This is a genomic window from Nocardia sp. XZ_19_385 (assembly GCF_015355755.1).
GTDB lineage: Bacteria > Actinomycetota > Actinomycetes > Mycobacteriales > Mycobacteriaceae > Nocardia.
This window is the reverse complement of sequence record NZ_JACVEE010000004.1, coordinates 568,648-590,587: the sequence shown is the minus strand read 5'-3', so window position 1 is coordinate 590,587 and position 21,940 is coordinate 568,648. Positions and strand designations below refer to the sequence as shown.

Here is a 21,940-nt window from a genome sequence, read left to right as displayed (position 1 = left end):
CCCGGTGAACGCAGGGCCCGCGGAGAATGGTCGACCACGCTTGTTTCACCCGACCTTGGAGAGATATTCGCTGTAGAACAAGCCGAGCCCGACCGCCGAGGCCATAGCGGCCAGCAACCAGAACCGGATGATCACTGTTGTCTCGGCCCATTTACTGAGTTCGAAATGGTGATGGAAGGGCGCCATCTTGAACAATCGATTACGCGTGGTGCGGTACACCGCCACCTGCAACACCACCGAGAGCGCCTCGGCCACGAACAGCGCGCCGATGACGACCATCAGCAGCTCGGTGCGGGTGGTGATGGACAGACCGGCCAGCATGCCGCCGAGCGCGAGGGAGCCGGTGTCACCCATGAAGATCTTGGCGGGCGCGGCATTCCACCACAGGAAGCCGATACACGCGGCCGCGCCGGAAGCACAGACCAGCGCCAGGTCCAAGGGGTCGCGCACGTCGTAGCAGCCACGCTCCACCTCGAACGAGCAGGAGTGGTAGTACTGCCAGAAGGTGATGATCACGTAACCGCCCAGCACCAGGCTCATCGAGCCCGCCGCCAGGCCGTCCAGACCGTCGGTCAGGTTGACCGCGTTGGACCAGGCGATGACCAGGATCGACACCCACACCAGGAAGATGATCGCGCCCATCGAGACGGTCGCGATATCGCGCACATACGACAGGTGCCGGCTGGCCGGGGTGATGCCGTGGTCGTTGCGGAATTGCAGTGCGAGCACACCGAATACGACGGCGGCGGTGAGCTGGCCGATGTACTTGCCGGCCGCGGTCAGCCCGAGGTTGCGCTGCTTGCGGATCTTGATGAAATCGTCGACGAAGCCGACCGCACCGAGCGCGGTGGCCAAGCCCAGCACCAGCAGCGCCGAAGCGGACGGGCCGTCGGCGTTGTACATGATGCCGATCAGGTGCGAGCCGAGGTAACCGGCCCACATGCCGATCAGGATGGCGACACCGCCCATCGTGGGCGTGCCGCGCTTGGCCTGATGGCTGGCCGGGCCGTCGACCCGGATCTCCTGGCCGAAGCCCTGCTTGGCGAACATCTTGATCAGCAAGGGCGTCAACATGATCGACACCGCGAGCGCGATCGCCGCCGCGAATAGAATTTGCCTCAAGACTGTTTGGCCTCCGTGCTACCCCTGCGTGTGCTGGCACGTTCCGCGCTGATCAAGTGTTCGGCGACGGCCCAGAGACCGACCGACTTCGAAGCCTTGACCAACACCACATCGCCCGCTTCGACTTCTTCGTCGAGCAGCGCGATGGCCGCGCCGATGTCGGGCACGAGAATCGACTCCTCGCCCCATGAGCCTTCCATCACCGCTCCCTGATGCATCGCGCGGGACGGTCGTCCGGTGCCGACCACGATGAGCCGGTCCACATCCAGGCGCACCGCGAGCCGGCCGATGGCGTCGTGTTCGATCACCGATTCCGGGCCCAGTTCGCCCATTTCGCCGAGCACCGCCCAGCTGCGACGTGCGGTTTTCTCGGCCTTGGACATGGTGACCAGGGCCTTGAGCGCCGCCTTCACCGAATCCGGATTGGCGTTGTAGGAGTCGTTGACGACGGTGATGCCGTCCGCGGTGGTCTGTACGTCCATGCGGCGGGCCGAGGCGGCACGCGCGCCGGAGAGGGCGGCGGCGACAGTCTCCAGGTCGGCGCCGCAGTGCAAAGCGACGGCGGCGGCCGAAAGGGCGTTGCCCACCTGGTGTTCGCCGTGCACGGCCAGCTGGATGGCGATGCTGCCCTGGGGGGCGTGCAGGGTGAAACCCGCGCGCGCCTGGGCGTCCATGTGGATGTCGGTGGCGCGGATGCCGGCGCCGGTGGATTGGCCGACGGTCACCACCGGGGCGACGGTGCGCGCCGCCATCGCGGCGACGTTCGGGTCGTCGGCGTTCAGGATCGCGACGCCCGTGGCCGGAAGTGCTTCCACCAGTTCGCCTTTGGTCTGGGCGATGGCTTCGCGGCTGCCGAACTCACCCAGGTGCGCGGTACCGACATTGAGCACGACGCCGATGGTCGGCGGTGCGACGCGCGCGAGGGCGGCGATGTGGCCGGGACCGCGGGCGGACATTTCGAGCACCAGGAAGCGGGTGTTCTCGTCGGCGCGCAGGGCAGTCCACGGGTGGCCCAGTTCGTTGTTGAACGATCCGGGCGGTGCGACCACGGAGCCCAGCGGGGCCAGGACCGCCGCGATCAGATCCTTGGTCGAAGTCTTCCCGGACGAGCCGGTGACGCCGACGACGGTGAGTCCGCTGGTGGCGGTGAGCTTTTCGACGCTCGCCCGGGCGAGTGCGGCCAGCGCGTTCAGTACCGCCGCGCCCGAGCCGTCCGAATCCGCGGTCAGCGCAACCGACCTCGACCGCGCCGCATCGGAATCCGGGGTCACCACGATCGCGGGCACGCCGACCGGCCGGGCGGCGAGCACCGCGACAGCGCCCGACGCGACGGCGGCGGCCGCGAAATCGTGGCCGTCCGAACGCTCCCCCGGCAGGGCCAGGAACAGGTCACCGGAACCGATTGCGCGGGAATCGAACTCCACCGAACCCGTCACCCGCGCCTCGGGATCGGGCACATCGTGCAGCGTCCCGCCGACGATGTCAGCGATCTCCCGCAGTGTCATCTCGATCATCGAACCGTCAAGTCCTCCGCGTCTGTTCCGTTCTGCGGCCGGTGGCGCACCGCGTCGGCGAGCACCTCCCGGTCGTCGAACGGATGCTTCTGGCCGTTGATCTCCTGGCCGACCTCATGTCCCTTGCCCGCGACCAGCACCGCGTCGCCGGGACGGGCCCATTCGACCGCGGCCGCGATCGCCTTTGCGCGGTCCCCGATTTCGCACACCTCGCCACGTTCGTCCGCCGGAACCTCTTGTGCGCCACTGAGCATGGCCGCTCGGATGGCGGCGGGGTCCTCGCTGCGCGGGTTGTCGTCGGTGATGATCAGCAGATCTGCGCCGCGTGCCCCGGCCGCCCCCATCAGCGGGCGTTTCCCGGCGTCGCGATCGCCGCCCGCACCGACGACGACGGCCAAACGTCCTTTGGCACCGAGGGATTCGAGGTGACCGCGCAGGGTAGCGATGACCGACTCCACCGCGGCGGGCTTGTGCGCGTAGTCCACGACAGCCAGGAAATCCTGCCCCTCGTCCACGCGCTGCATCCGGCCCGGCACGTCGACGGTGCCGAGTGCGGCCGCGGCCACCGCGGGGTCGACACCGGCGGCCGCGCATACCGCAATGGCCAGCAGGCCGTTGGCCACGTTGTAACGACCTGGAAGCCGCAGGCGCACCGGGTAATTCCCGCGCCGGTTGGCGGCGGTGAACTCCTGCTCGCCGCCGCGGGCGACGATGTCACCGGCCAGTCCCCAGTCCGTGGAACCCATTTGGATGCCGCCCGTCGATACGGTGATCGGCGCGTCGAGCTCGGCGGACAGGCGCCGCCCCCACTCGTCGTCGATGCAGATCACCGGGATCTCCGCGGCCACCGGCGAATCCGGCTCGAACAGCCGGCGTTTCGCGGCGAAGTAGTCCTCGAAGTCGGCGTGGAAATCCAGGTGGTCCTGCGACAGGTTGGTGAACGCGCCCACCGCGAACCGGACGCCGTCGACCCGGCCCAGCGCCAGTGCGTGACTGGACACCTCCATCACCACCGCGTCCACGCCCTGCTCGACCATCAGCGCGAACATGGCGTGCAACTGCGGCGCCTCGGGCGTGGTCAGCGCGCTCGGCACCCGCTGCCCGCCGATGCGGGTCTCGATGGTGCCGATCAGCGCGGTGGACAGTCCGGCGGCCGCCAGGCCCGCCTCCACCAGATAGGACGTCGTGGTCTTGCCGGAGGTGCCGGTGATCCCGATGACGCGCAAACGCTGCGACGGATCGCCGTACAGGGCGGCCGACAACTCGCCGAGCACCGTGCGCGGTTGTTCGCGCACCAGCACCGGGACGTCGATCTCACCGATCAGTTCGGCACCCGCCGCATCGGTGAACACCGCGACCGCGCCGCGCTCGACCGCGTCATGGGCGAACCGCGCGCCGTGCGCCTGCGAGCCGGGTAACCCTGCGAACAGGTCCCCTGGGCGCACCGCGTTCGAGCGCTGCTCGATGCCGGTGACCACCAGATCCGCCGGCTCCGAGCCGGACAGCCGGGCCCCGGTCAGCTCCTGCACAACGGACAGCGGTGTCGACAGCGCGACGGCCGGCCGCAATACAGGCGGGAGGGACTGCGCGGGCACCTTGCTCCTCTCGGATTCGGACATCTCGGATCTTGCACGGATTGCGACGAGTCAGGTTACCGACGCGCGCACGCCACCGAACAACGCGCCTCGGTGTTGGGGCGGTCAGGCATCAGCGCGCAGGATGAAACGCTTCGCCGGTGCGGCCGAAGGTGGTACGCGGTCGCGCTGCAGCGCCCAGGAGGCGATGCTGTGGAACAGCGGCGCCGCGGACTGCCCGCCGCCGCCGTCGGAGCTGCGCACCGGGTTGTCGAGCATCATGCCGACCACATAGCGCGGGTTGTCGGCGGGGGCGATACCGGCGAAGGTGATCCAGTAGCTGGAGCTGGAATAGCAGCCGCAGCGCTGGTCGATCTTCTGCGCGGTACCGGTCTTGCCCGCGATCTGGTAGCCCTCGATGGCGGCCGGTGCGCCGGTGCCGTTCTGCTCGGCGCTCATCGGATCCTTCTGCACCACCGCTTGGAACATGGTGCGCAGGGTGGCCGCGGTCTGCGGGCTCACCACGCGCACGCCCTCGGGAGCGGGCTCCTCGGTGCGGGTTTCGTCCGGCGCCACCGTCGCCTTGACCATGCGCGGCGGGATCCGCAGGCCGTCATTGGCGATGGCCTGATACATGCCCGTCATCTGCAGCGTGGACATCGAAAGACCCTGCCCGATGGGCAGGTTGGCGAAGGTGCCGCCGGACCACTGGTCGCGCGAGGGCACCAGGCCGGCCGTCTCGCCGGGCAGGCCGACGCCGGTGCGCTGGCCCAGCCCGAACCGGTGCACCATGTCCGCGAAGCGGTCCTCGCCGACCCGCTGGGCCAGCATCAGCGTGCCCACGTTGGAGGACTTTCCGAAGATGCCGGTGGTGGTATAGGGCACGGTGCCGTGCTCCCAGGCGTCGCCGACGGTGACCCCGGCCATCCGGATCGAGCCCGGAACCTGCAGCACCTCATCGGGATCGGTGAGCCCGTACTCGATGGCGGCGGCCGCGGTGATGATCTTGTTCACCGAACCGGGTTCGAACGGGTCGCTCACCGAGGGGTTGCTCTTCTTGGCGGCGTCCCAGGTCTCCGGGCGCAGTGCGGGATTGAAGGTGCTGTCGTTGGCCATGGCCAGCACCTGACCGGTCTTGGCGTCCAGCACGACCGCGGAAGCGCCTTGCGCGCCGGACATCTCGCGGGCCTGCTGCACCTGCTGCTGCACGTAGTACTGCAGATCCTGGTCCAGGGTCAGCTCGACGCTGTTGCCGTTCACCGCGGGCTGCTTGTCGCGCCAGCTGCCGGGGATGACGGCGCCGTCGGAGCCGCGGTCATACGTCTGCGAGCCGTCGGTGCCGGCGAGTACCGCGTCCAGCGACGATTCCAGCCCGATCAGGCCGTGCCCGTCCCAGCCGGTCGCGCCGATGACATTGGCCGCCAGCGAGCCGCCGGGATACTCCCGCAGCGACTGCTGTTCGGCGCCCACCTCGGGGTATTGCGCGGTGATCTCGCTGGCGACGCGGGCGTCGACATTGCGCGCCAGATACACGAAGGTCTCTTCGCTACGCAGCTTTTCCAGCAGTGCGGCGACCGTGGGCGCCTGCTTGCCGAGCTTGTCGTGGATGGTCTTGGCGATCTCTTCCAGGCGCTTGCCCGGATCGGGGGCCGTGTCTTTCGACGACCCAGCGCTCTTGGCCTTCTTCGCTTCCAGCTCCTTGCGCACCTGCACGGGCTGGAAGGTCAGCGCCTTCGCGGTGATGGTGAAGGCCAGCTTGTTGCCGAAGCGGTCGGTGATGGTGCCGCGGGTGGCGTGGTCGATCTCGCGGGCGGTGCGCTGGCTTGCGGCCTGCGCGGACAGCCCGGGCGCGGCGATGCTCTGGACCCACAGCAGTTGCAGCGCCACGACAGCCAGCGCGATCAGCATGACGATCCGGCCGACCCCGATGCGCAGCCGCACCGGATTGTCCTTGCCCCCCGTGCTCGCCTTACGTGGCCTCGTGCCGCCGGGCGGCTGCGGCCCGCGGCGCTGACGCGGCGCGGGCCTGGTCTGAGTCACCGAGCGACCTCCTGCGGTGCTGCGAGGGGTACCGACTCAGGCTGCGGTACCGGCGATTCCGTGATCAGTCGCGGGGTTTCGACCGGCGCCGCGATCGGCGAGGGCACGGGGCTCGGCGTCGACTGCGGGCTCGGCGCGGCCTGCTGGGCCGCGGGAGCGGGGCTCGGCGTGGCGGTGTGCGCCGTGGCGCCTTGCGCCTGATCGGTATTCGCCTCGCCGGGCTTACGCGGCGGCTGCACCGGAATAGGCTGCTCACCGTGCGCTTGCGCGTGCGGTTGCGGGGCGGGCTGAGCGGGCGGGGTGTTCAACGGCGGCGCCGGCGCGCCCTGAGCGGGCGTCGGGTCACCGATCACCGAGATGGTGCCGTCCGGCTCGATGATCAGCCGGGCCGGATCCTTGGCCGGGATCATGCCGAGTTCACGTGCGCGCGCGGCGAGTTCGGGCGCCGAGTCGGCGGCCTCCACATCACGCCGCAGGCCGGCCAGTTCCTCGGACAGCTTGCGATTGTGCGAGCGCGCGTCACTGAGCTGGTAGCTGTCCTCGGCGGCGCGCGTGGTGAGCAGCAGGGTGAGCGCGAGACCACACCCGAGCAGCGCGATGATCGCCGCCACGAACGGAATCCGCGTGGCCATGACCGAGCTACGCCGCCGCGGCAGCTTCGGCGAAGCCTGCTCCTTTGTTTCGGCCCGCAGCTTGCGCTTGGCGTAAGCCTTCTCCGCCGCATCGGATTTCGCCCGTCCGGCGGCCTGCACTCGCCGGGCGACCCGACCCGGCTGTGCGACACGTTCTTTGATTGTCATGCTCTCCCCTCCGTCTCTTGGATCCGCTCGGCGGCCCGCATTCGTACCGGAGCCGCCCGCGGGTTCTCCTCGATCTCCTGCTCGGTCGCCTTCTCCGCGCCCCGGGTGAGCATCCGGAATTCCGGACCCATCCCGGGCAGTTCGACCGGCAGGTCGACCGGCGTGCGCGAGGTGATGCGCGGCGCCAGTTCCTGTTTCACGACCCGGTCTTCCAGCGACTGATACGACATGATCACGATGCGGCCACCCACCCGCAGCGAGTTCAGCGCGGCCGGCAACGCGGCGCGCAGCGAGTCGAGCTCGCTGTTCACCTCGATGCGCAAAGCCTGGAAGGTCCGCTTGGCGGGGTGTCCTCCGGTCCGCCGCGTCGCCGCGGGGATGGTCGCGTACAGCAGTTCGACCAGCTCGGCGCTTGTCTCGAACGGTTGCCGTTCGCGGCGCTTGAGGACCGCGGAGGCGATCTTGCCCGCGAACCGTTCCTCGCCATAGGTTTTCAGCACCCGCGCGATGTCGCCGTGGCTGTAGGTATTGAGTACGTCGGCGGCGGTGAGCCCGGCGGTCGGATCCATCCGCATGTCCAGCGGCGCGTCCACGGAGTAAGCGAAGCCGCGATCGGCCTCGTCCAGCTGCATCGAGGAGACACCGAGGTCCATCAGGATCGCGCTCACCGAGGCGGTCGCGTCCAGGCCGGCCTGCTTCAAGGCGTCGGCAATGCCGTCATACCGGGTGTGTACCAGCGTGATCCGGTCCTCGTACGGCTTCAGCCGGGCACCCGCGAGCTCCAGCGCGTTGGTGTCCCGGTCGAGTCCGACCAGGCGGGATTCGGGATAGGTGCGCAGGAAATGCTCTGCGTGCCCGCCCAATCCGAGCGTGGCATCGATATAGACGGCGCCGGGTTCGGCCAACGCTGGGCCGAGTAAGTCATCTGCGCGTCTGAGCAGGACCGGAACATGGCGGGGGCCGGGCTGTTCTGGGTTCACCTCGACCTCCCGGATCTGCCTCGCATCGTTGCGCACCGCCTACGGCTCGGCGGCGTGGGTTGAGAAAGCTGCTTTTCGAAAACGAATGCCGCGTGGTCTCTGACCGAACTGGCACCTGGCGTCGGGGAAGTACGTCAGGGTCCGTGTCCGGGCAGAGGCCGCGTGGCACTCGTTGTTTCGGGGCTAGAAGATTCCGCCCAGCGACTCGTCTCTCGCTTGCGCGTAATCCTCCTCGTTCTCGGCGAGGTAGGACTCCCACGCCTGCTTATCCCATATTTCGAGGAAGTCGACCGAGCCGATGACCACGCAATCCTTATCCAGGTTCGCGTAGCGACGATGCTCGGCTGACAACACGATCCGGCCCTGCGCATCCAGACGTTGTTCATCCGTTCCGGCGGCGAGTGCCCGGACGAACGCGCGAGCCTGCGGATTGCTTCGAGACGCCGCCGCGGCCCGGCGAGCGAGCGCGGTGAATTCATCTTTGGGATACACGGCAAGGCTATGGTCCTGACCTTTCGTGACCATCAACCCTCCCGCCAGATCGTCTCGAAACTTCGCAGGCAACGTGAGTCGCCCCTTGTCGTCCAACCGAGGTGTGTAGGTACCGAGAAACAACCCCGATACCTCCCTACTGGATCACCTCGCCTGGATGGCCTCTCCTGTAGTGCGCGCTCCACATTACCCCACTTTCCCCCACTTTCAATCGAATACCGGGGTGATCTCCCTCCCCGGTTTCGGGATTCCGCAGGTCATCACAGCTATCACGGTGGTACAGAGCTTTCGCGTGTTCCGCCGACACGCGGTGTGGCCGTGGCTGATCGCCCGGAAACACCCAGCAACCGCATCAGGCGTGGGTCGGAGTGGGGGAATCCGGTGGGGCGGTGTGGAGAAAGATGGGAGGGCCCGGGTCGGGCCGGGCGGGTGCAGACATGAGACGACGACGTCGCACCCGATCGGTGCGACGTCGCCGCTGCGGTAGAGATATTCAGGATGGGCCCGAAGGCGCATACCTACTCTTGTTCGAAGCGCCTCCGGAAGCGGTCCTCCATACGTTCGGAGAACCCACCGGACTTCTTACCTCGGCCGGATCCGCTCGCACCGCCGCCACCCGAGCCACCCGAGGACGTTTCGGCCGAGACCGCGCCACCCTTCGAGCTGCCGAGCAACAGCAGGACGCCGGCTCCGAACATGACGATGAAACCGATCAAGCTGATGATCGGGAAGCCGCCGAGCTTCGGCAAAGCGATGCCGGCGACAAGCAGAACCAGGCCGAGGACAAACAAAGCCGCGGCCTGGAGTCTGCGGCGACTCGAGGTCGAGCGAAGACGTCCGCCGCGGACGGACGAGGCGAACTTCGGATCCTCAGCATAGAGCGCGCTCTCGATCTGTTCGAGCATGCGCTGCTCGTGCTCGGAGAGTGGCACGGTACCTCCCCCGGCACTAGACGTGGGCTGCCGCTTCCGGGTAAGCGACAAACAGCCGACCTTGGCGGCTATCTAACCCCAATGATACGAGTTCGATCAGGGGCGTACCACCTACTCGCGCATAACTAACTGGTCATGGCGTGGCGTCTATGCGGTCAAGCCCCCGTTCAGTCCTGGTGCGGGCCGCAAACGCGAGGCTGTGGTCAGCATGTCTTCGACGTCGTGCAGGAATGCTCCTACCCGCGAATAGAACTCGTCGGCCTCGTGATCATCGACATCCCGGTCCAGCCCGGCCTCCAGGGCGGCCCGCAATTCCGAGCGGGCGCTGAAATAATCCGCCCACATGACGAACTCGGGCGCGGCGCGCTGCAACAGCACCCAGGCATTGCGGGATCGGGCCCTGGGGGCGGCGTCAGCCCCGGTAAACGCGAGCACCGCGCCGGCGCCGCGCAAGGCGGCCAAATAGGCGGTCCGGAAGCGTTCCCGCGGATCCTCCTCCCCCGCCGCTTCCATGAGCAGTCCGTCCGCCCTTTTCAGCAGCTTGCCTGCCCTGCCGGGCTGCCCCGGCTGCTCCATACGAGAAGACATTTCCCCAGTCCTCCGCTCCTCGACACCCGGAGTCCTGGAGTGCTCTTCACCCACCGCACGGACCGAACAGGCATTCGAACGTTTGAATTACGCTTGAATATAGGGACACCCACCGACAACTTTTTCGTCCGAGAGCCATGACTGCAGTCAAGCCCGCACACAAATCCGCCGCCGCACCCGTCGTCGTCGACCTCTCGGTCGCCGAGCTGCGCTACCGACTGCACGACGCGCTGTCGGTGTACGTCGCCGCGATGGGTTATCCGCACGGCACCGAGAACCATCGGGCCCCGATGTGGACCGAGCACACCACCCGCCCGGGCTGGCAGGCCGTGGCCGCGTTCCTGCCCGACGACGACGGGCGCATCGATCTGCGCAAGGCGCCGATGCTGGCCATCGCCTACGGGTACAGCGGCGCGTCGCACCAGTGGTGGCATCAGCAGGTACACAGCGGGATGCGGCGCAACGGGTGGCCGGAGCATTCGGCGCGTGAATTGCTGTCGGACTACTTCGAATTGACCGAGTTGCATGTGCATCCGGCAGCGCAGGGGCAGGGGCTGGGGAATATTCTGCTGACCCGGTTGCTGCGGAATCGTCCCGAGGGCGCGGTGCTTTTGTCCACGCCGGAGGTGGAAGGCGAGGACAATCGGGCTTGGCGGTTGTATCGACGCGAAGGGTTCAGCGACGTGGTCCGGAATTTCGTGTTCGCAGGTGACACTCGGCCGTTCGCGATTCTGGGACGGCGGCTCCCCCTATGACGACGCTGGTGCTCGGTTCGGGGCACAACGCGCTGGTCGCGGCCTGTTATCTGGCGCGGGCCGGGGAGCAGGTCGAGGTGCTCGAGCGCGACGAGGTGCTCGGCGGGGCGGTGTCGACCGTCGAGCGGTTTCCGGGGCATCAGGTCGATCGCGGGTCCTCGGCGCACATAATGGTGCGCCATACCGGAATCATCGAGGAGCTCCAGCTCGGGAAGTTCGGGCTGCGCTATATCGATTGCGATCCCTGGGGCTTCACCCCGGGGGTGGACGGTGCGCCGCCGATCGTCTTCCATCGCGCCCTGGATCGCACCTGCGCGTCCATCGCCGCGGCCTGCGGTGCGCACGACGCGATCGCGTATCGGCGCTTCGTCGATGTCTGGGGTGAGCGCAGCGATCGGGTGATGCGCGCGTTCGGCGGGCGATCCACGCCGGGGCGGCTACTGCGGTCGTTCTGGGGGCTCGATGCCAGTGACGGCGGGAGCGCGCTGTCGCGCGAGTTCCTGCAGCCCGGAGACGCGCTGCTGGACAGTTACTTTCGCGACGAACGACTCAAGGCGTCGCTGGCTTGGTTCGGTGCGCAATCCGGGCCGCCGATGTCGGAGCCCGGGACCGCGCCGATGGTCGGGTTCGCCGCGCTCATGCACAAGTTGCCGCCCGGGCGGGCGGTCGGCGGAAGTGGTGCGCTGACAAAGGCTTTGGTGGCGCGTCTGGAGTCCGACGGTGGGGTGGTCTCCGCGGGTGACGAGGTCACCTCGGTGCAGCGCGAGGGCGCGGGCTGGCGAGTGCTTACCGCCTCGGGCCGAAACCTCCAGGCCGACACCGTGATCGCGGGCACGCACGTTCTGACCACGCTGGATCTGTTGCGCGCTGGCGGTTTCGACAGCGAACTGCTCGACGACTGGCAGTCGCGCATCCGGGTGGGTCCCGGCATCGGCATGGTGGTCCGGCTGGCCACCAGTGCGCTGCCGCACTATCCGGGGGCCTCTCTCGCGGAGTCGTCGCACGGTTTGCAGTTCCTGGTGTCCGACCGCAGGCAGCTGCGGCGCGCGCACGGCGCTGCGCTGGCCGGTGATCTGCCCCCGCGGCCGGTGGTGCTGGCCATGAGCTTCAGTGCGCTGGACCCGAGTATCGCTCCGGACGGAGAGCACCAGCTGTCGCTGTGGGCGCAATGGCATCCGTATGAGCTGGCCGACGGCAGTGACTGGGCCACCCACGCCGAGCAGGAAGCCGACCGGATCATCGCCGAAGTCGACTCCTACGCACCAGGATTCGCTGGCACCATCCTGCAGCGCCATGTGCAGACGCCGGTGGATCTGGAACGCGAGATGGGGTTGCGGGGCGGCAACGTCATGCACGTCGAGATGTCGCTGGATCAGATGATGATGTGGCGGCCGATCCCGGAGTTGTCCCATCAGCGGGTGCCGGGTGCGCCGGGGCTGTACCTGACCGGGGCGTCAACGCATCCCGGTGGTGGAGTCTCGGGCGCGAGCGGCCGGAGCGCAGCCCAGCTGCTCCTGCGCGATTCTCGGCGAAACCGGTTTGCCTTGCCGCGCAAGCGATGACGGACGCACGCAGCCCGAGCCACGTCGACGAAACGAGTGCGCGGCGTAAGCAGGTCGACGAAACGGGCACGCAGCGCAAGCCACTCGACCAAACAGGCACGCAGCGTGTGCCGCTCGACGAAACAGGCCAACAGCGCAAGCCACTCGACCAAACAGGCACGCAGCGCAAGCCGCTCGACCAAACAGGCCAGCAACGCAAACCACTCGACCAAACAGGCCAGCAACGCAAGCCACTCGACCAAACAGGCACGCAGCGCAAGCCGCTCGACCAAACAGGCCAGCAACGCAAACCACTCGACCAAACAGGCCAGCAACGACCGGAGCCCGGCCGCGATGCTGGACACCTACCGTCCGGGTCGGCAGTTCGCCGCCGGTGTGGCGATCGTCGGAGCCCTGGTCGTAAGCAGGTCGATCAACCAGGCACGCAACGTAACCAGGTCGACCAAACAGGCGCGCGGCGAATACAGGGCGACGAGACGGGCGCGCAGCGCATGCAGCTCGACGAGACGGGCGCGCGGCGTACGCAGGGCGATGAGACGAGCGCGCGGTGTATGCAGGGCGATGAGACGAGCGCGCGGTGTATGCAGGGCGATGAGGCGGGCGCGCGGCGTATGCAGGGCGCGCAAAATCTGCTCGGGAATGGCGGGTACCGCCCTGAATCACCGAGAAGTGCACGATTTGCATACATCGACCGTTGGTTACGGGGCAGCGGAAGCTCGGTGGACGACGGCACGCGCGGCACGCCAAGGGTGGAGGCGCATGAGTCGCGGCCGCTGGCGTGGCGGGGCCGCGGGGATGTCGGCTGTGACGCGGCGGAGAAGTCGGTCGTGGGGTGAGCGTTAGGCGATGGTTGCCTGGCACTTCAGAACTCGTGCCGGTGGCGTTTGCGCTGTTGCTTGTTGTGGTGCAGATCAGTTATCCGCTCACCGAAGGAGTGGTCCGCGATCGGGTGACTGTGGCTGTGGTGCTGTTGTCGGCGGGGACGGCGTTGGCGCATGCGGTTGTGACGCGTGGGTGGCGGTATGCCGCTGGGTTTTTGGTGATCGTGTCGGGGTTGGGGCTGCTGGCCGAGGTGGTGGGGACGGCGACCGGGGTTCCGTTCGGGTGCTATGAGTACGCGGTTGATCGGATCGGGCCCGCGGTTGCCGGGGTGCCGTTGATCGTGCCGTTGGCGTGGACGGGTGGGTTGTATCCGGTGTGGGTGGTGGCCGGGTTGCTGGTGCGGGGGGCGGTGGCGCGGATCGGGCTGACAGCGGTCGGTGGGGTCGGGTGGGATTTGTTTTTGGATCCGCAGATGGTGGCCGATGGTCAGTGGCGCTGGTGTGACACCGAGTCCGGGTTGCCTGGGCTGGCGCAGATTCCGTTGACGAATTATGCGGGGTGGCTCGGGGTCGGGTTGGTGATGGCGAGCCTTCTCGTGATGTGGGAGCGGGTCAGCGGTCGGTGGGTTGATCCGGGGCGGCCTGCGGCGGTTGCGGTGCCGGTCGGGGTGTTTTTGTGGACTTGGCTGGGGTCGGCGCTGGCGCATGCGGTGTTTCTCGGATTGCCTGCGTCGGCGGGATACGGGGCGGTCGGTATGGGGCTGCTCGGAATCCCGTTGCTGGGGTTGCTCGTCCGCTCTGGCTTGTCGCGTGGCTATTGCGGGGCCGGGCCTGGCACGATGTGAGCCGTGCAACCTAGTCCGATGACCACGAAGCCCGATGCCCCGGTTCTGGCACCGCCGCGCCGCACCGGCGTGCGGATAGCAGGGGCGGTGCTGCTCGCGGCGCTGCTGGTGCCGATGCTCGCGGCCTGCCTGCGGGTCCAGGTGTCGATGGGTGTGTCGTCCAACGACCGGGTGTCGGGGCGGATCGTGGCCGCGGTGGTGCCGGCCGACGCCAACGACAAAGGGCCGCAGCTGAAGGCGCCCGACTCGCTGGCGGGAAAGGTGCGGGTGGAGCCCTACACCCAGGACGGGTACGTGGGCAGCAAGGTGTTCTTCGAGGACCTGTCCTTCGGTGAGGTGTCCCAGCTCGGCTCGCTGTCGGAGCAGAGCCAGGGCATGTTCCAGCTGAGCTTCCAGCGCACCGGTGATCTGGTCAGCCTCGAGGGGCGGGCCGATCTGAAGTCGGTGCCGCCACACGGCTCCGACGTGCAGTTCACAGTCGCGTTCCCTTCGCGAGTCGCCAAGACCAACGGCAACCGTGAGGACGACTCCACCGTCTCCTGGAAACTGTCGCCCGGTGAGGTGTCCACGATTCGAGCCGAGGTCAGTTACGCGGACCCGAACACTCGCTCGTTCGCGGGCTGGGCGGGCATCGTCGGCGGCATCACCCTGGCGGTCGCGGCGATCGTCGCCGCGATGGCCTACATGGATCGCAATCCCCCGGCTCCGGGTACCCCCGGGCGGTTCTCGCTCAGCGAGTGGTGGCGCATGGTGAAGGAACACCGCTGATCGGTCCGGCCGAGCGGATCGTGCGGGCCGGCACGGCGATCGCGGTTACCGGTTGTGTTGTCGCGCTGTACAACCGGTTGACGGTGCGGCGGTTGCCGTCCTCCGGCACGGTAGCGGAGCCGGTGACGGTGGGTATCCCGGCCCGCGACGAGGTCGACCGGCTGCCCGCATTGATCGCCGATCTGCGGGCCCAGACCGGGGTTCCGGATCTCCGGGTGCTGATCCTGGACGACGCCTCCTCCGATGGGACGGGTGCCGCGGCGGCGCAGGCGATCGGGTCCGACGAACGTTTTCTGGTGATCCGCTCCGAGGACGAACCCGCCCCCGGCTGGACCGGTAAAGCGGCTGCCTGCGCTCGCCTCGCCGAACTGGCGGACACCGCCGTTCTGGTATTCCTCGACGCCGATGTGCGACTCGCGCCAGGCGCGATCGCCGCCGCGGTATCCGAATTGCGCAGCCGCGACGTGGCATTGGTGTCGCCGTGGCCCGCGCAGCAGGTGGGTTCGGCGGCCGAGGCACTAGTGCAGCCACTGCTGTGCTGGTCGTGGGCGTCGACGCTGCCGATCACCGTCGGCAACCACAGTCATAGGCCGTCGATGGCGGTGGCGTGCGGACAGTTTCTGGTATTCGACACCGCCGCTTACCGGGCAATCGGCGGCCATCGCGCGGTATCCGCCAGCGCGACCGAGGATCTGGACATCGCACGAGCACTCCGCCGCAGTGGCAGACGCACAGCCCTGATCGCGGCAGGCAAGCAGGCCAGCACCCGAATGTACAGTGGCACAACCGAACTCGATGCGGGCTACACCCGGTGGCTGTGGTCGGCCTACGGTGCTTCACCTTTGGCCGCCGGGGCGGTGGGAGCCATTGCCGCACTGGGTTATTGGGTTCCCCCATTGGCCGCAATCGGCGGCCGAGACCGCCTACGCCGGACAGCGATCACCGGCTACCTCGCCGCCGTCACCGGCCGCCTACTCGCCCGGTCCACCGAAACTGCCGCGCCTCTGAACCGCACGGATATCCTTGCCGCCCTGGCACATCCGCTATCGGTCGGCGCCTACGCCACCCTCTCCGTCCGCTCACACCTTGCCCACCGCAGCGGTACACTGACCTGGAAGCACCGCCCGATGAGCAGTTAACTTTCAGATACCGCACTGCCGTTATCCGGTAGGGGTGTTAGTCCTCCAACTCTGAGCGACAACTCCACCCTGCACCGCCGATTGTCGCTCAAAGTTAGACGAAGAGGAGTACCCACCCTCGACGAAATCGCCCGTTCGCCAGCCACTCCTGAGATTCAGCACGATGCCAGCTACTTCTCGCCCACTCGCGGCAGCACACTGACATGGAAGCGCCACTCGGCGAATAGTTAAGTTTCAGATACCGCACTCTCGCTATCCGGCAGCAGTGTTGGTCCTCCAACTCTGAGCGACAACTCCAACCTGCATCGCCGATTGTCGCTCAAAGTTAGACGAAGAGGTGTATCCACCCCCGGCGAAATCGCCCTTTTGACAGCCGCTTCCGTAATGCAGCAATGCATTAGCTACTCCTCACACATCGCGCGCTGAGGTGAGGTGAGCGCGGGGGCCCGGAGGGCGAGGTGGGGGCGGTGGGGCGGGGGCGGAGGGTGCGGAGAGTGCGTGGAGGGCGACGTGCGTGCGCGAAGAGCGAGGAGAGACGACGTGTGTGCGGCGAGCGCGGTCAGCGAGGTCAGCAAGGCGAGCAAGGTGGGGGCGCGCTGAGGCGAGGTGAGTGCCGGGCGCGGAGGGTGCGGCGAAGCGGGTGCAGGGGCGGGGGTGGGGTGCGGAGTGCGTGGAGGGCGAGGTGCGCACGAAAGCGAGGAAAGGCAAGGGCGGGTGCGGTGAGGCGGGCGGGTGCAGGGGTGCGTTTCTGAGGCCGTATGTGCGCCGCGCCCAATGCGCTCGCAGAAGGGCCAGGGGACCGTGGCGATTCCGGCTGTCGGCAGGTAGAAGCAGGTTTCAGTGCCGTTGACCATCGTGCCGAAGACTGCGGCCAGTACTGTGGCCCGGCCGGTGTCTACCGGAACCGCGCGGATGCCACCGACCGGGACGACGGTGCGGAAGAAGTCGCGGGCGCGTCTGTGCCCGCACGTGCACCCAACGCGCTCGCGGCAGGGTCAGGGTCAGGGTCAGGGTCAGGGTCAGGGTCAGGGGACCGTGGTGATGCCGACTGTCGGCAGGTAGAAGCAGGTTTCGGTGCCGTTGACCATCGTGCCGAAGACTGCGGCCAGTACTGTGCCCCGGCCGATGTCGACCGGAACCGCACGGATGCCGCCGACCGGGACAACGGCGCGGACGAAGTCGCGGGCGCGTCTGCGGCCGTACGTGCGCCCAGTGCGCTCGCGGAGGGTCAGGGGACCGTGGTGATGCCGACTGTCGGCAGGTAGAAGCAGGTTTCGGTGCCGTTGACCATCGTGCCGAAGACTGCGGCCAGTACTGTGCCCCGGCCGGTGTCGACCGGGACCGCGCGGATGCCGCCTACTGGGATGGCGGTGCGGAAGAAGTCGCGGACGGCTTGTTCGGCGAGGGGGCGGAGGGCGGCGGGGACCTCGGGGGGCACCATGCGGCCGAAGACCTCGTTCAGCGGGCCCATGGCGGCGACTCCGCCGCGTCCGTTGTCGACGTTCAGCCAGGCGACGCGCATGCCCGAGCTGTCGGATCGGCTGGGGCCCGACGGCACGAAGGTGAACATGGTCTGGCCGGATTTCACGGCGGTCAGGTCGAGGCCGGGGATCGCGATGCTGTGCACGGGCCAAGGACCAGGGACCGCGCCCGCCACTGCGGGACTGGTGAGGGTGGCGCCCGCACCGGTACACAGCGCTGCCGTGGGGTACAGGAACGGCGTCACACCTAGGGCCTGCAAGGCAGCGAGAGCGGATTGCCCAGCACCTGGCGCCGCGGCGGTGTACGCATGGTCGGTGGGTGCCTCAGCGGTGGGCGCGGGATCGACGAAGCCCGCAGCAGCGGACGCATGATCGGCGGGTGCCACAGCAGCGGGGACGTGATCGACGGGTGCCCCAGCCACGGACGCATGATCGACGATGGCTGCGGACGCATGATCGACGAGGGCCGCAGCGGTGGAGGAGTGATTGACGGGGACCACAGCCACAGACGCGTGATCGACCGGGACCACAGCCACGGACGCATGATCGACCGGGACCACAGCCACGGACGCATGATCGGCAAGGACCGTTGCCGCGGGGACGTGATCGACGGCGGCTGGGGTTTCGGGCAGCGCGATGGCAGGGGCTGGGATGCCGAGGGCGAGGCTGCCCAGGGACAGGGTGGCCACGGTGGCGAGGCGTCGCGGGATGGACGCCCGGGTGCGCCGGGTGTCCGAGTCGAGGGGGCGGATATGCACTGGGAACCTCCTCATCGGCGGAACGATCGAGGTTCAACGGTAAGCCCGCAAACCCGGAAAGCCGGTGATTTGCGGGTCGGCGGGCGGGCGGCGCGGGACGAGCCGCAGTCAGGGGGCGCGACGATAATCCGCCATCTAGCCCCTGGTGACCAGGGCTGCGCTCACCGTGATTTCTACTCTTGTCGCCGAGTTCGCTTGTTCCCCATGATGTTCGAGCACCATCCAGAGCGATTGAGAGACCTGGCTCGCCGACGTCGCAGCAACCCCCCGGTACACCGGGTGCGGGTGCTTCCGCCAGGAACGATGGAGGACCCGATATGAGCACCACACACCGCACCACCTGCTGGGGACGCCGGCACATCGATCAGTGCCGCGGCACCTCGACGGCTTGTCGCCGCTGACGCTGCCAGACCCGCACCCGACGCTGGCCGGGTGGTGCGACCGACGCCGAAGGCTTGGTCGCGTTCATTCTTCTGCCGAGGACCATCGATATGAGTGCGTCGATCGCACCCGCAGCCGGGGCGCTGCCCGGAACACCGGGGAGTCCGGTGCCCCAACGCCTTACCGACCGCAGCCTGCGGGTGCACCGGGTCGCCCAGGACGACCCGCTGGCCACGCCGCTCCTGGCCGAACTCGCCGTCGAATACAGCAGCCGCTACGGCCGCTCCGCCGGTCAGATGCACCACGAACTCCGCAACTACCCGCCCACCCGTTTCGCGGCGCCGCACGGTGGCCTGCTCGTGGTGACCCAGGACTCCGAAGCGGTGGCGGGCGGTGCGTTCCAGCGCTACGACGACGACAGCGCCGAGCTCAAGCGGATCTGGACCTCGAAGGAACACCGCCGGCAAGGGCTGGGCCGCTTCGTGGTGCGGCAGCTGGAGCTCGAGGTCTCCCGGCGCGGCTACCGGCGCATCTACCTCACCACCGGCTGGCGCCAGCCCGAAGCGGTCGCGCTCTACCTGGCTGTGGGGTACACCGCGCTCTTCGACCCGGCGCTCCCGGCCGAGCAGATCGGCGCGCACGCGTTCGAAAAGGTCCTGCCCGCAGCCGATCTGGAGGCGACCGCATGAAGTTCCTGCTGTTCACGCTGGTCGCCCGGACACCCGATCCGCATACCGGCGTGCTGCCCGAGACGCACGAGCGGCTGCGCTCGGTGGTCGACCAGGCCCGGCTCGCCGAGGAACTCGGCTATGACGGTTTCGCGGTCGGCGAGCGGCACGAGGATCCGTTCCTGTCCGCCGCACCCCCGGTGCTGCTCAGTCATATCGCCGCGGTCACCTCGCGGATCACGCTGTTCACCGCCGTGACGACGCTGAGCCTGCTCGATCCGGTGCGGGCCTTCGAGGACTACTCGACACTGGACAACCTGTCCGGCGGACGCCTGGAACTGATCATCGGCAAGGGCAACGGCGCCGCGCAGGCGGAGCTGTTCCACGTCACCACCGACGATCAGTGGGACCGCAACCGGGAAGGGTACGAACTGTTCCGCGCGCTGTGGGCCAGCGACAAGGTGACCTGGACCGGCCGGTTCCGCCCGGAACTGGTTGCGGCCAAAGCCCTTCCGCGCCCCTACCAGCCGTTGCTCCGGATCTGGCACGGCAGCGCCACCAGCCGGGATTCGGTGGAACTGGCCGCGCGCCACGGTGATCCGCTGTTCTCGGCCAATGTCACCAACCCCATCGAGCCTTACGCCGAACTGGTGCGGCACTACCGCGAGCGGTGGGCGCATTACGGGCACGATCCGGCCGACGCGCTGGTCGGGGCGGGCACCGCGGGCTTCCACGTGGCGCCCACCTCGCAGGAGGCGCTCGAGGCGTATCGCCCGATCTTCCGGGCCCGGCTGGGGTTGTCGCGCACGCTCGGCCTGCCCATCGTGTTCGAGACCCTCGAAGACTTCGCCGCCCGCTCCTCGGCGCTGATCGGCAGCCCGGAGCAGGTGCTCGACAAGGTCGGTCGCCAGCACGAGCAGTTCGGCCACGAAGTGATCCATCTGTCCTCCGAACGCGACGGACGCACCGAAGCCCAGCACCGCGGCAGCCTCGAATTGTTCCAGCAGGCCGTGGCGCCCGAGCTGCGCCGCCGCATTCCCAGCCGTCCCCTGGCCGCCGGCCGAACCATCCCCCGGACCGAATTATCTGGAGTTACACCGTGATCCGCACCCGTCATCGCATCGCCACGCTCGCCGGCGCGCTCGCCGCGGCCAGTACCCTGGCCGCCTGCGGCAGCGACACCGGCGGCGCCGGTGGCGACGCCGGACCGCCACAGCCCGGGGGCACGCTGCGCTACGGCCTGTCGTCGGCGCCGACCTGCTCGGACCCGGCGCAGGCGAGCAGCAACCAGACGCTCTACGTCACCCGCCAGATCGTCGACTCGCTGACCGATCAGGATCCCGAGACCGGCGAGATCAGGCCGTGGCTGGCGCGCAGCTGGGAGGCCGGCCCGGACGCGAAGGTGTTCACCTTCCACCTGGCCGACAACGTCACCTTCTCCGACGGCTCGCCGCTCACCGCGGATTCGGTGCGCAAGACCTTCGATTCGATCACCAAACTCGGTGCGGCCAAGGCCCCCCTGGCCAACGGCTTTCTCATCAACTACGTCGGCACCACCGCGGTGGACAAGCTGACCGCGCGGGTCGAGTTCAGCAAGCCCAATGCGCAGTTCCTGCAGGCTTCGGCGAGTACTCAGCTCGGCATCCAGGGCGAGGCGACCACCGCCAAGCCCGCCGAGCAGCGGTGCGACGGCAGCAATGTCGGCTCCGGACCGTTCGTCTACACCGCCTACCGCCAGGACGTGTCGGCCACGCTGACCAAGCGCCCGGGATACGCCTGGGGCTCGGATGTCTTCGGCCACAAGGGCGAGGCCTACCTGGACCGCATCGACTTCACGGTGGTGCCCGAATCCGGGGTGCGCACCGGCAGCCTGACCTCCGGGCAACTGGACGCGGTCAGCGACGCCCTGCCCCAGGACCTGCCGCTGCTGGAGGCGGCGAACGCCCGCCTGCTGACCACGCCCAACCCCGGCGTGCCGTTCGGCTTCCAGCCCAACGTGACCCGCGGCCCGCTCCGCGACGCCGCGGTGCGTCAAGCACTGCTGCCCGCCATCGATCGCCGGCAGCTGGTCGACACCGTGCTCGGGCCGCAGTTCAAGCCCGCCAGCAGCACCCTGGCCAGCACCACCCCCGGTTACCAGGATCTCTCGACGAAGCTGGCTTATGACCCGGCCAAGGCGCGCACCCTGCTCGATCAGGCGGGCTGGGTACCCGGCGGTGACGGCATCCGGGTGAAGAACGGTGAGCGGCTGAGTTTCAACGTGGTGTTCAGCCAGGTGTTCGCGGGCAACAAGGCGATCATCGAGTTGGTGCAGCAGCAGTTGCGCAAGGTCGGCGTCGACCTGCGCCTGGACCTGGTGTCGGTGCCCGAGAGCACCGCCCGGCAGAACGCCAAGGACTACGACAGCTACTACTACAACACCACCCGCGCCGACGGCGACATCCTGCGCAACTCTTTCACCGTCGAGGGCCGTAATCTCAATGTCCGCGAACGCATTCCAGCGCTGGACGAGGTGCTGGAGAACCAGCTGAGCGCCGCCGACACCACCGCGCGGCTGGCTCTGATCCGGACCGCGCAGGAGCGCATTCTGGATAACGGGCTGTGGATCCCGACGGTCGAGCTGTCGCAGGCCATCGGCGCCGCGGGCACCGTGCAGGACCTGAAGTTCGAGGCCTCGGCCCGCCTGCAGTTCTTCGACGCCTGGCTGAGCGGGCGCTGAT

General features: G+C 68.2%; 19 protein-coding genes and 1 riboswitch. Of the genes, 9 read left to right on the top strand and 10 right to left on the bottom strand.

Annotated elements, in window-relative coordinates:
- Nucleotides 1-45: 45 nt before the first annotated feature.
- The 9 genes from mraY to IBX22_RS31650 form a co-directional block, all read right to left on the bottom strand.
- On the bottom strand, nt 46-1,122 hold the full coding sequence (mraY, locus tag IBX22_RS31690; RefSeq protein WP_194819419.1) for a phospho-N-acetylmuramoyl-pentapeptide-transferase: 1,077 nt from the start codon (nt 1,120-1,122) through the stop codon (nt 46-48).
- Complete coding sequence (murF, locus tag IBX22_RS31685) at nt 1,119-2,636, bottom strand: UDP-N-acetylmuramoyl-tripeptide--D-alanyl-D-alanine ligase (protein WP_194819418.1); 1,518 nt, start codon at nt 2,634-2,636, stop codon at nt 1,119-1,121. Before murF ends, mraY begins: the two co-directional genes overlap by 4 nt.
- The gene (locus tag IBX22_RS31680; RefSeq protein ID WP_194819417.1) at nt 2,633-4,255 is read right to left on the bottom strand and encodes a UDP-N-acetylmuramoyl-L-alanyl-D-glutamate--2,6-diaminopimelate ligase; all 1,623 of its coding nucleotides are present in this window, start codon (nt 4,253-4,255) and stop codon (nt 2,633-2,635) included. The genes murF and IBX22_RS31680 overlap by 4 nt, the downstream gene beginning before the upstream one ends.
- Nucleotides 4,256-4,336: 81 nt before the next feature.
- Nucleotides 4,337-6,250, bottom strand: coding sequence for a penicillin-binding protein 2 (locus IBX22_RS31675; protein ID WP_194819416.1), 1,914 nt, complete (start codon nt 6,248-6,250; stop codon nt 4,337-4,339).
- Nucleotides 6,247-7,050, bottom strand: coding sequence for a hypothetical protein (locus tag IBX22_RS31670; RefSeq protein WP_228539797.1), 804 nt, complete (start codon nt 7,048-7,050; stop codon nt 6,247-6,249). The genes IBX22_RS31675 and IBX22_RS31670 overlap by 4 nt, the downstream gene beginning before the upstream one ends.
- On the bottom strand, nt 7,047-8,030 hold the full coding sequence (gene rsmH / locus IBX22_RS31665; protein ID WP_194819415.1) for a 16S rRNA (cytosine(1402)-N(4))-methyltransferase RsmH: 984 nt from the start codon (nt 8,028-8,030) through the stop codon (nt 7,047-7,049). The genes IBX22_RS31670 and rsmH overlap by 4 nt, the downstream gene beginning before the upstream one ends.
- Before the next feature lie 183 nt (nt 8,031-8,213).
- Nucleotides 8,214-8,645, bottom strand: coding sequence for a division/cell wall cluster transcriptional repressor MraZ (gene mraZ / locus IBX22_RS31660; RefSeq protein ID WP_194819414.1), 432 nt, complete (start codon nt 8,643-8,645; stop codon nt 8,214-8,216).
- A gap of 395 nt (nt 8,646-9,040) precedes the next feature.
- On the bottom strand, nt 9,041-9,454 hold the full coding sequence (locus tag IBX22_RS31655) for a DUF3040 domain-containing protein (RefSeq protein WP_194819413.1): 414 nt from the start codon (nt 9,452-9,454) through the stop codon (nt 9,041-9,043).
- A gap of 147 nt (nt 9,455-9,601) precedes the next feature.
- On the bottom strand, nt 9,602-10,042 hold the full coding sequence (locus IBX22_RS31650) for an SAV_6107 family HEPN domain-containing protein (protein WP_228539795.1): 441 nt from the start codon (nt 10,040-10,042) through the stop codon (nt 9,602-9,604).
- 137 nt (nt 10,043-10,179) lie between these two features.
- On the opposite strand from IBX22_RS31650, the gene IBX22_RS31645 reads away from it, so the two are divergent.
- Genes IBX22_RS31645 through IBX22_RS31620 form a run of 6 tightly spaced genes read left to right on the top strand, consistent with a single transcriptional unit; the run spans nt 10,180 to nt 15,932 of the window.
- Nucleotides 10,180-10,797 carry an N-acetyltransferase gene (locus tag IBX22_RS31645; protein WP_194819412.1) on the top strand — a complete coding sequence of 206 codons (618 nt, stop codon included), beginning with the start codon at nt 10,180-10,182 and terminating at the stop codon, nt 10,795-10,797.
- Nucleotides 10,794-12,359, top strand: coding sequence for an NAD(P)/FAD-dependent oxidoreductase (locus tag IBX22_RS31640; RefSeq protein ID WP_194819411.1), 1,566 nt, complete (start codon nt 10,794-10,796; stop codon nt 12,357-12,359). Before IBX22_RS31645 ends, IBX22_RS31640 begins: the two co-directional genes overlap by 4 nt.
- Entirely contained in the window at nt 12,356-13,195 is an 840-nt protein-coding gene (locus tag IBX22_RS31635; RefSeq protein ID WP_194819410.1) for a hypothetical protein, read from the top strand. The genes IBX22_RS31640 and IBX22_RS31635 overlap by 4 nt, the downstream gene beginning before the upstream one ends.
- Before the next feature lie 14 nt (nt 13,196-13,209).
- Nucleotides 13,210-14,025 carry a carotenoid biosynthesis protein gene (locus IBX22_RS31630; protein ID WP_194819409.1) on the top strand — a complete coding sequence of 272 codons (816 nt, stop codon included), beginning with the start codon at nt 13,210-13,212 and terminating at the stop codon, nt 14,023-14,025.
- Nucleotides 14,026-14,043: 18 nt separating this feature from the next.
- Nucleotides 14,044-14,793 (top strand): LppM family (lipo)protein, encoded by a 750-nt coding sequence (locus IBX22_RS31625; protein ID WP_375540299.1) that lies wholly within the window; start codon nt 14,044-14,046, stop codon nt 14,791-14,793.
- On the top strand, nt 14,763-15,932 hold the full coding sequence (locus IBX22_RS31620; RefSeq protein WP_309234863.1) for a glycosyltransferase: 1,170 nt from the start codon (nt 14,763-14,765) through the stop codon (nt 15,930-15,932). The genes IBX22_RS31625 and IBX22_RS31620 overlap by 31 nt, the downstream gene beginning before the upstream one ends.
- A gap of 1,228 nt (nt 15,933-17,160) precedes the next feature.
- On the opposite strand, the gene IBX22_RS31615 is transcribed toward IBX22_RS31620, so the two are convergent.
- Nucleotides 17,161-18,171 (bottom strand): hypothetical protein, encoded by a 1,011-nt coding sequence (locus tag IBX22_RS31615; protein ID WP_194819407.1) that lies wholly within the window; start codon nt 18,169-18,171, stop codon nt 17,161-17,163.
- 215 nt (nt 18,172-18,386) lie between these two features.
- Nucleotides 18,387-18,481: riboswitch (SAM riboswitch) on the top strand.
- 181 nt (nt 18,482-18,662) lie between these two features.
- Between IBX22_RS31615 and IBX22_RS31610 the strand changes: the two genes are divergently transcribed.
- From IBX22_RS31610 to IBX22_RS31600, 3 genes are read left to right on the top strand one after another with little or no spacing between them, the layout of a single operon-like run.
- Complete coding sequence (locus IBX22_RS31610) at nt 18,663-19,241, top strand: GNAT family N-acetyltransferase (protein ID WP_194819406.1); 579 nt, start codon at nt 18,663-18,665, stop codon at nt 19,239-19,241.
- The gene (locus IBX22_RS31605) at nt 19,238-20,323 is read left to right on the top strand and encodes an LLM class flavin-dependent oxidoreductase (RefSeq protein WP_194819405.1); all 1,086 of its coding nucleotides are present in this window, start codon (nt 19,238-19,240) and stop codon (nt 20,321-20,323) included. Before IBX22_RS31610 ends, IBX22_RS31605 begins: the two co-directional genes overlap by 4 nt.
- On the top strand, nt 20,320-21,939 hold the full coding sequence (locus IBX22_RS31600) for an ABC transporter substrate-binding protein (RefSeq protein ID WP_194819404.1): 1,620 nt from the start codon (nt 20,320-20,322) through the stop codon (nt 21,937-21,939). The genes IBX22_RS31605 and IBX22_RS31600 overlap by 4 nt, the downstream gene beginning before the upstream one ends.
- Nucleotide 21,940: the final 1 nt, after the last annotated feature.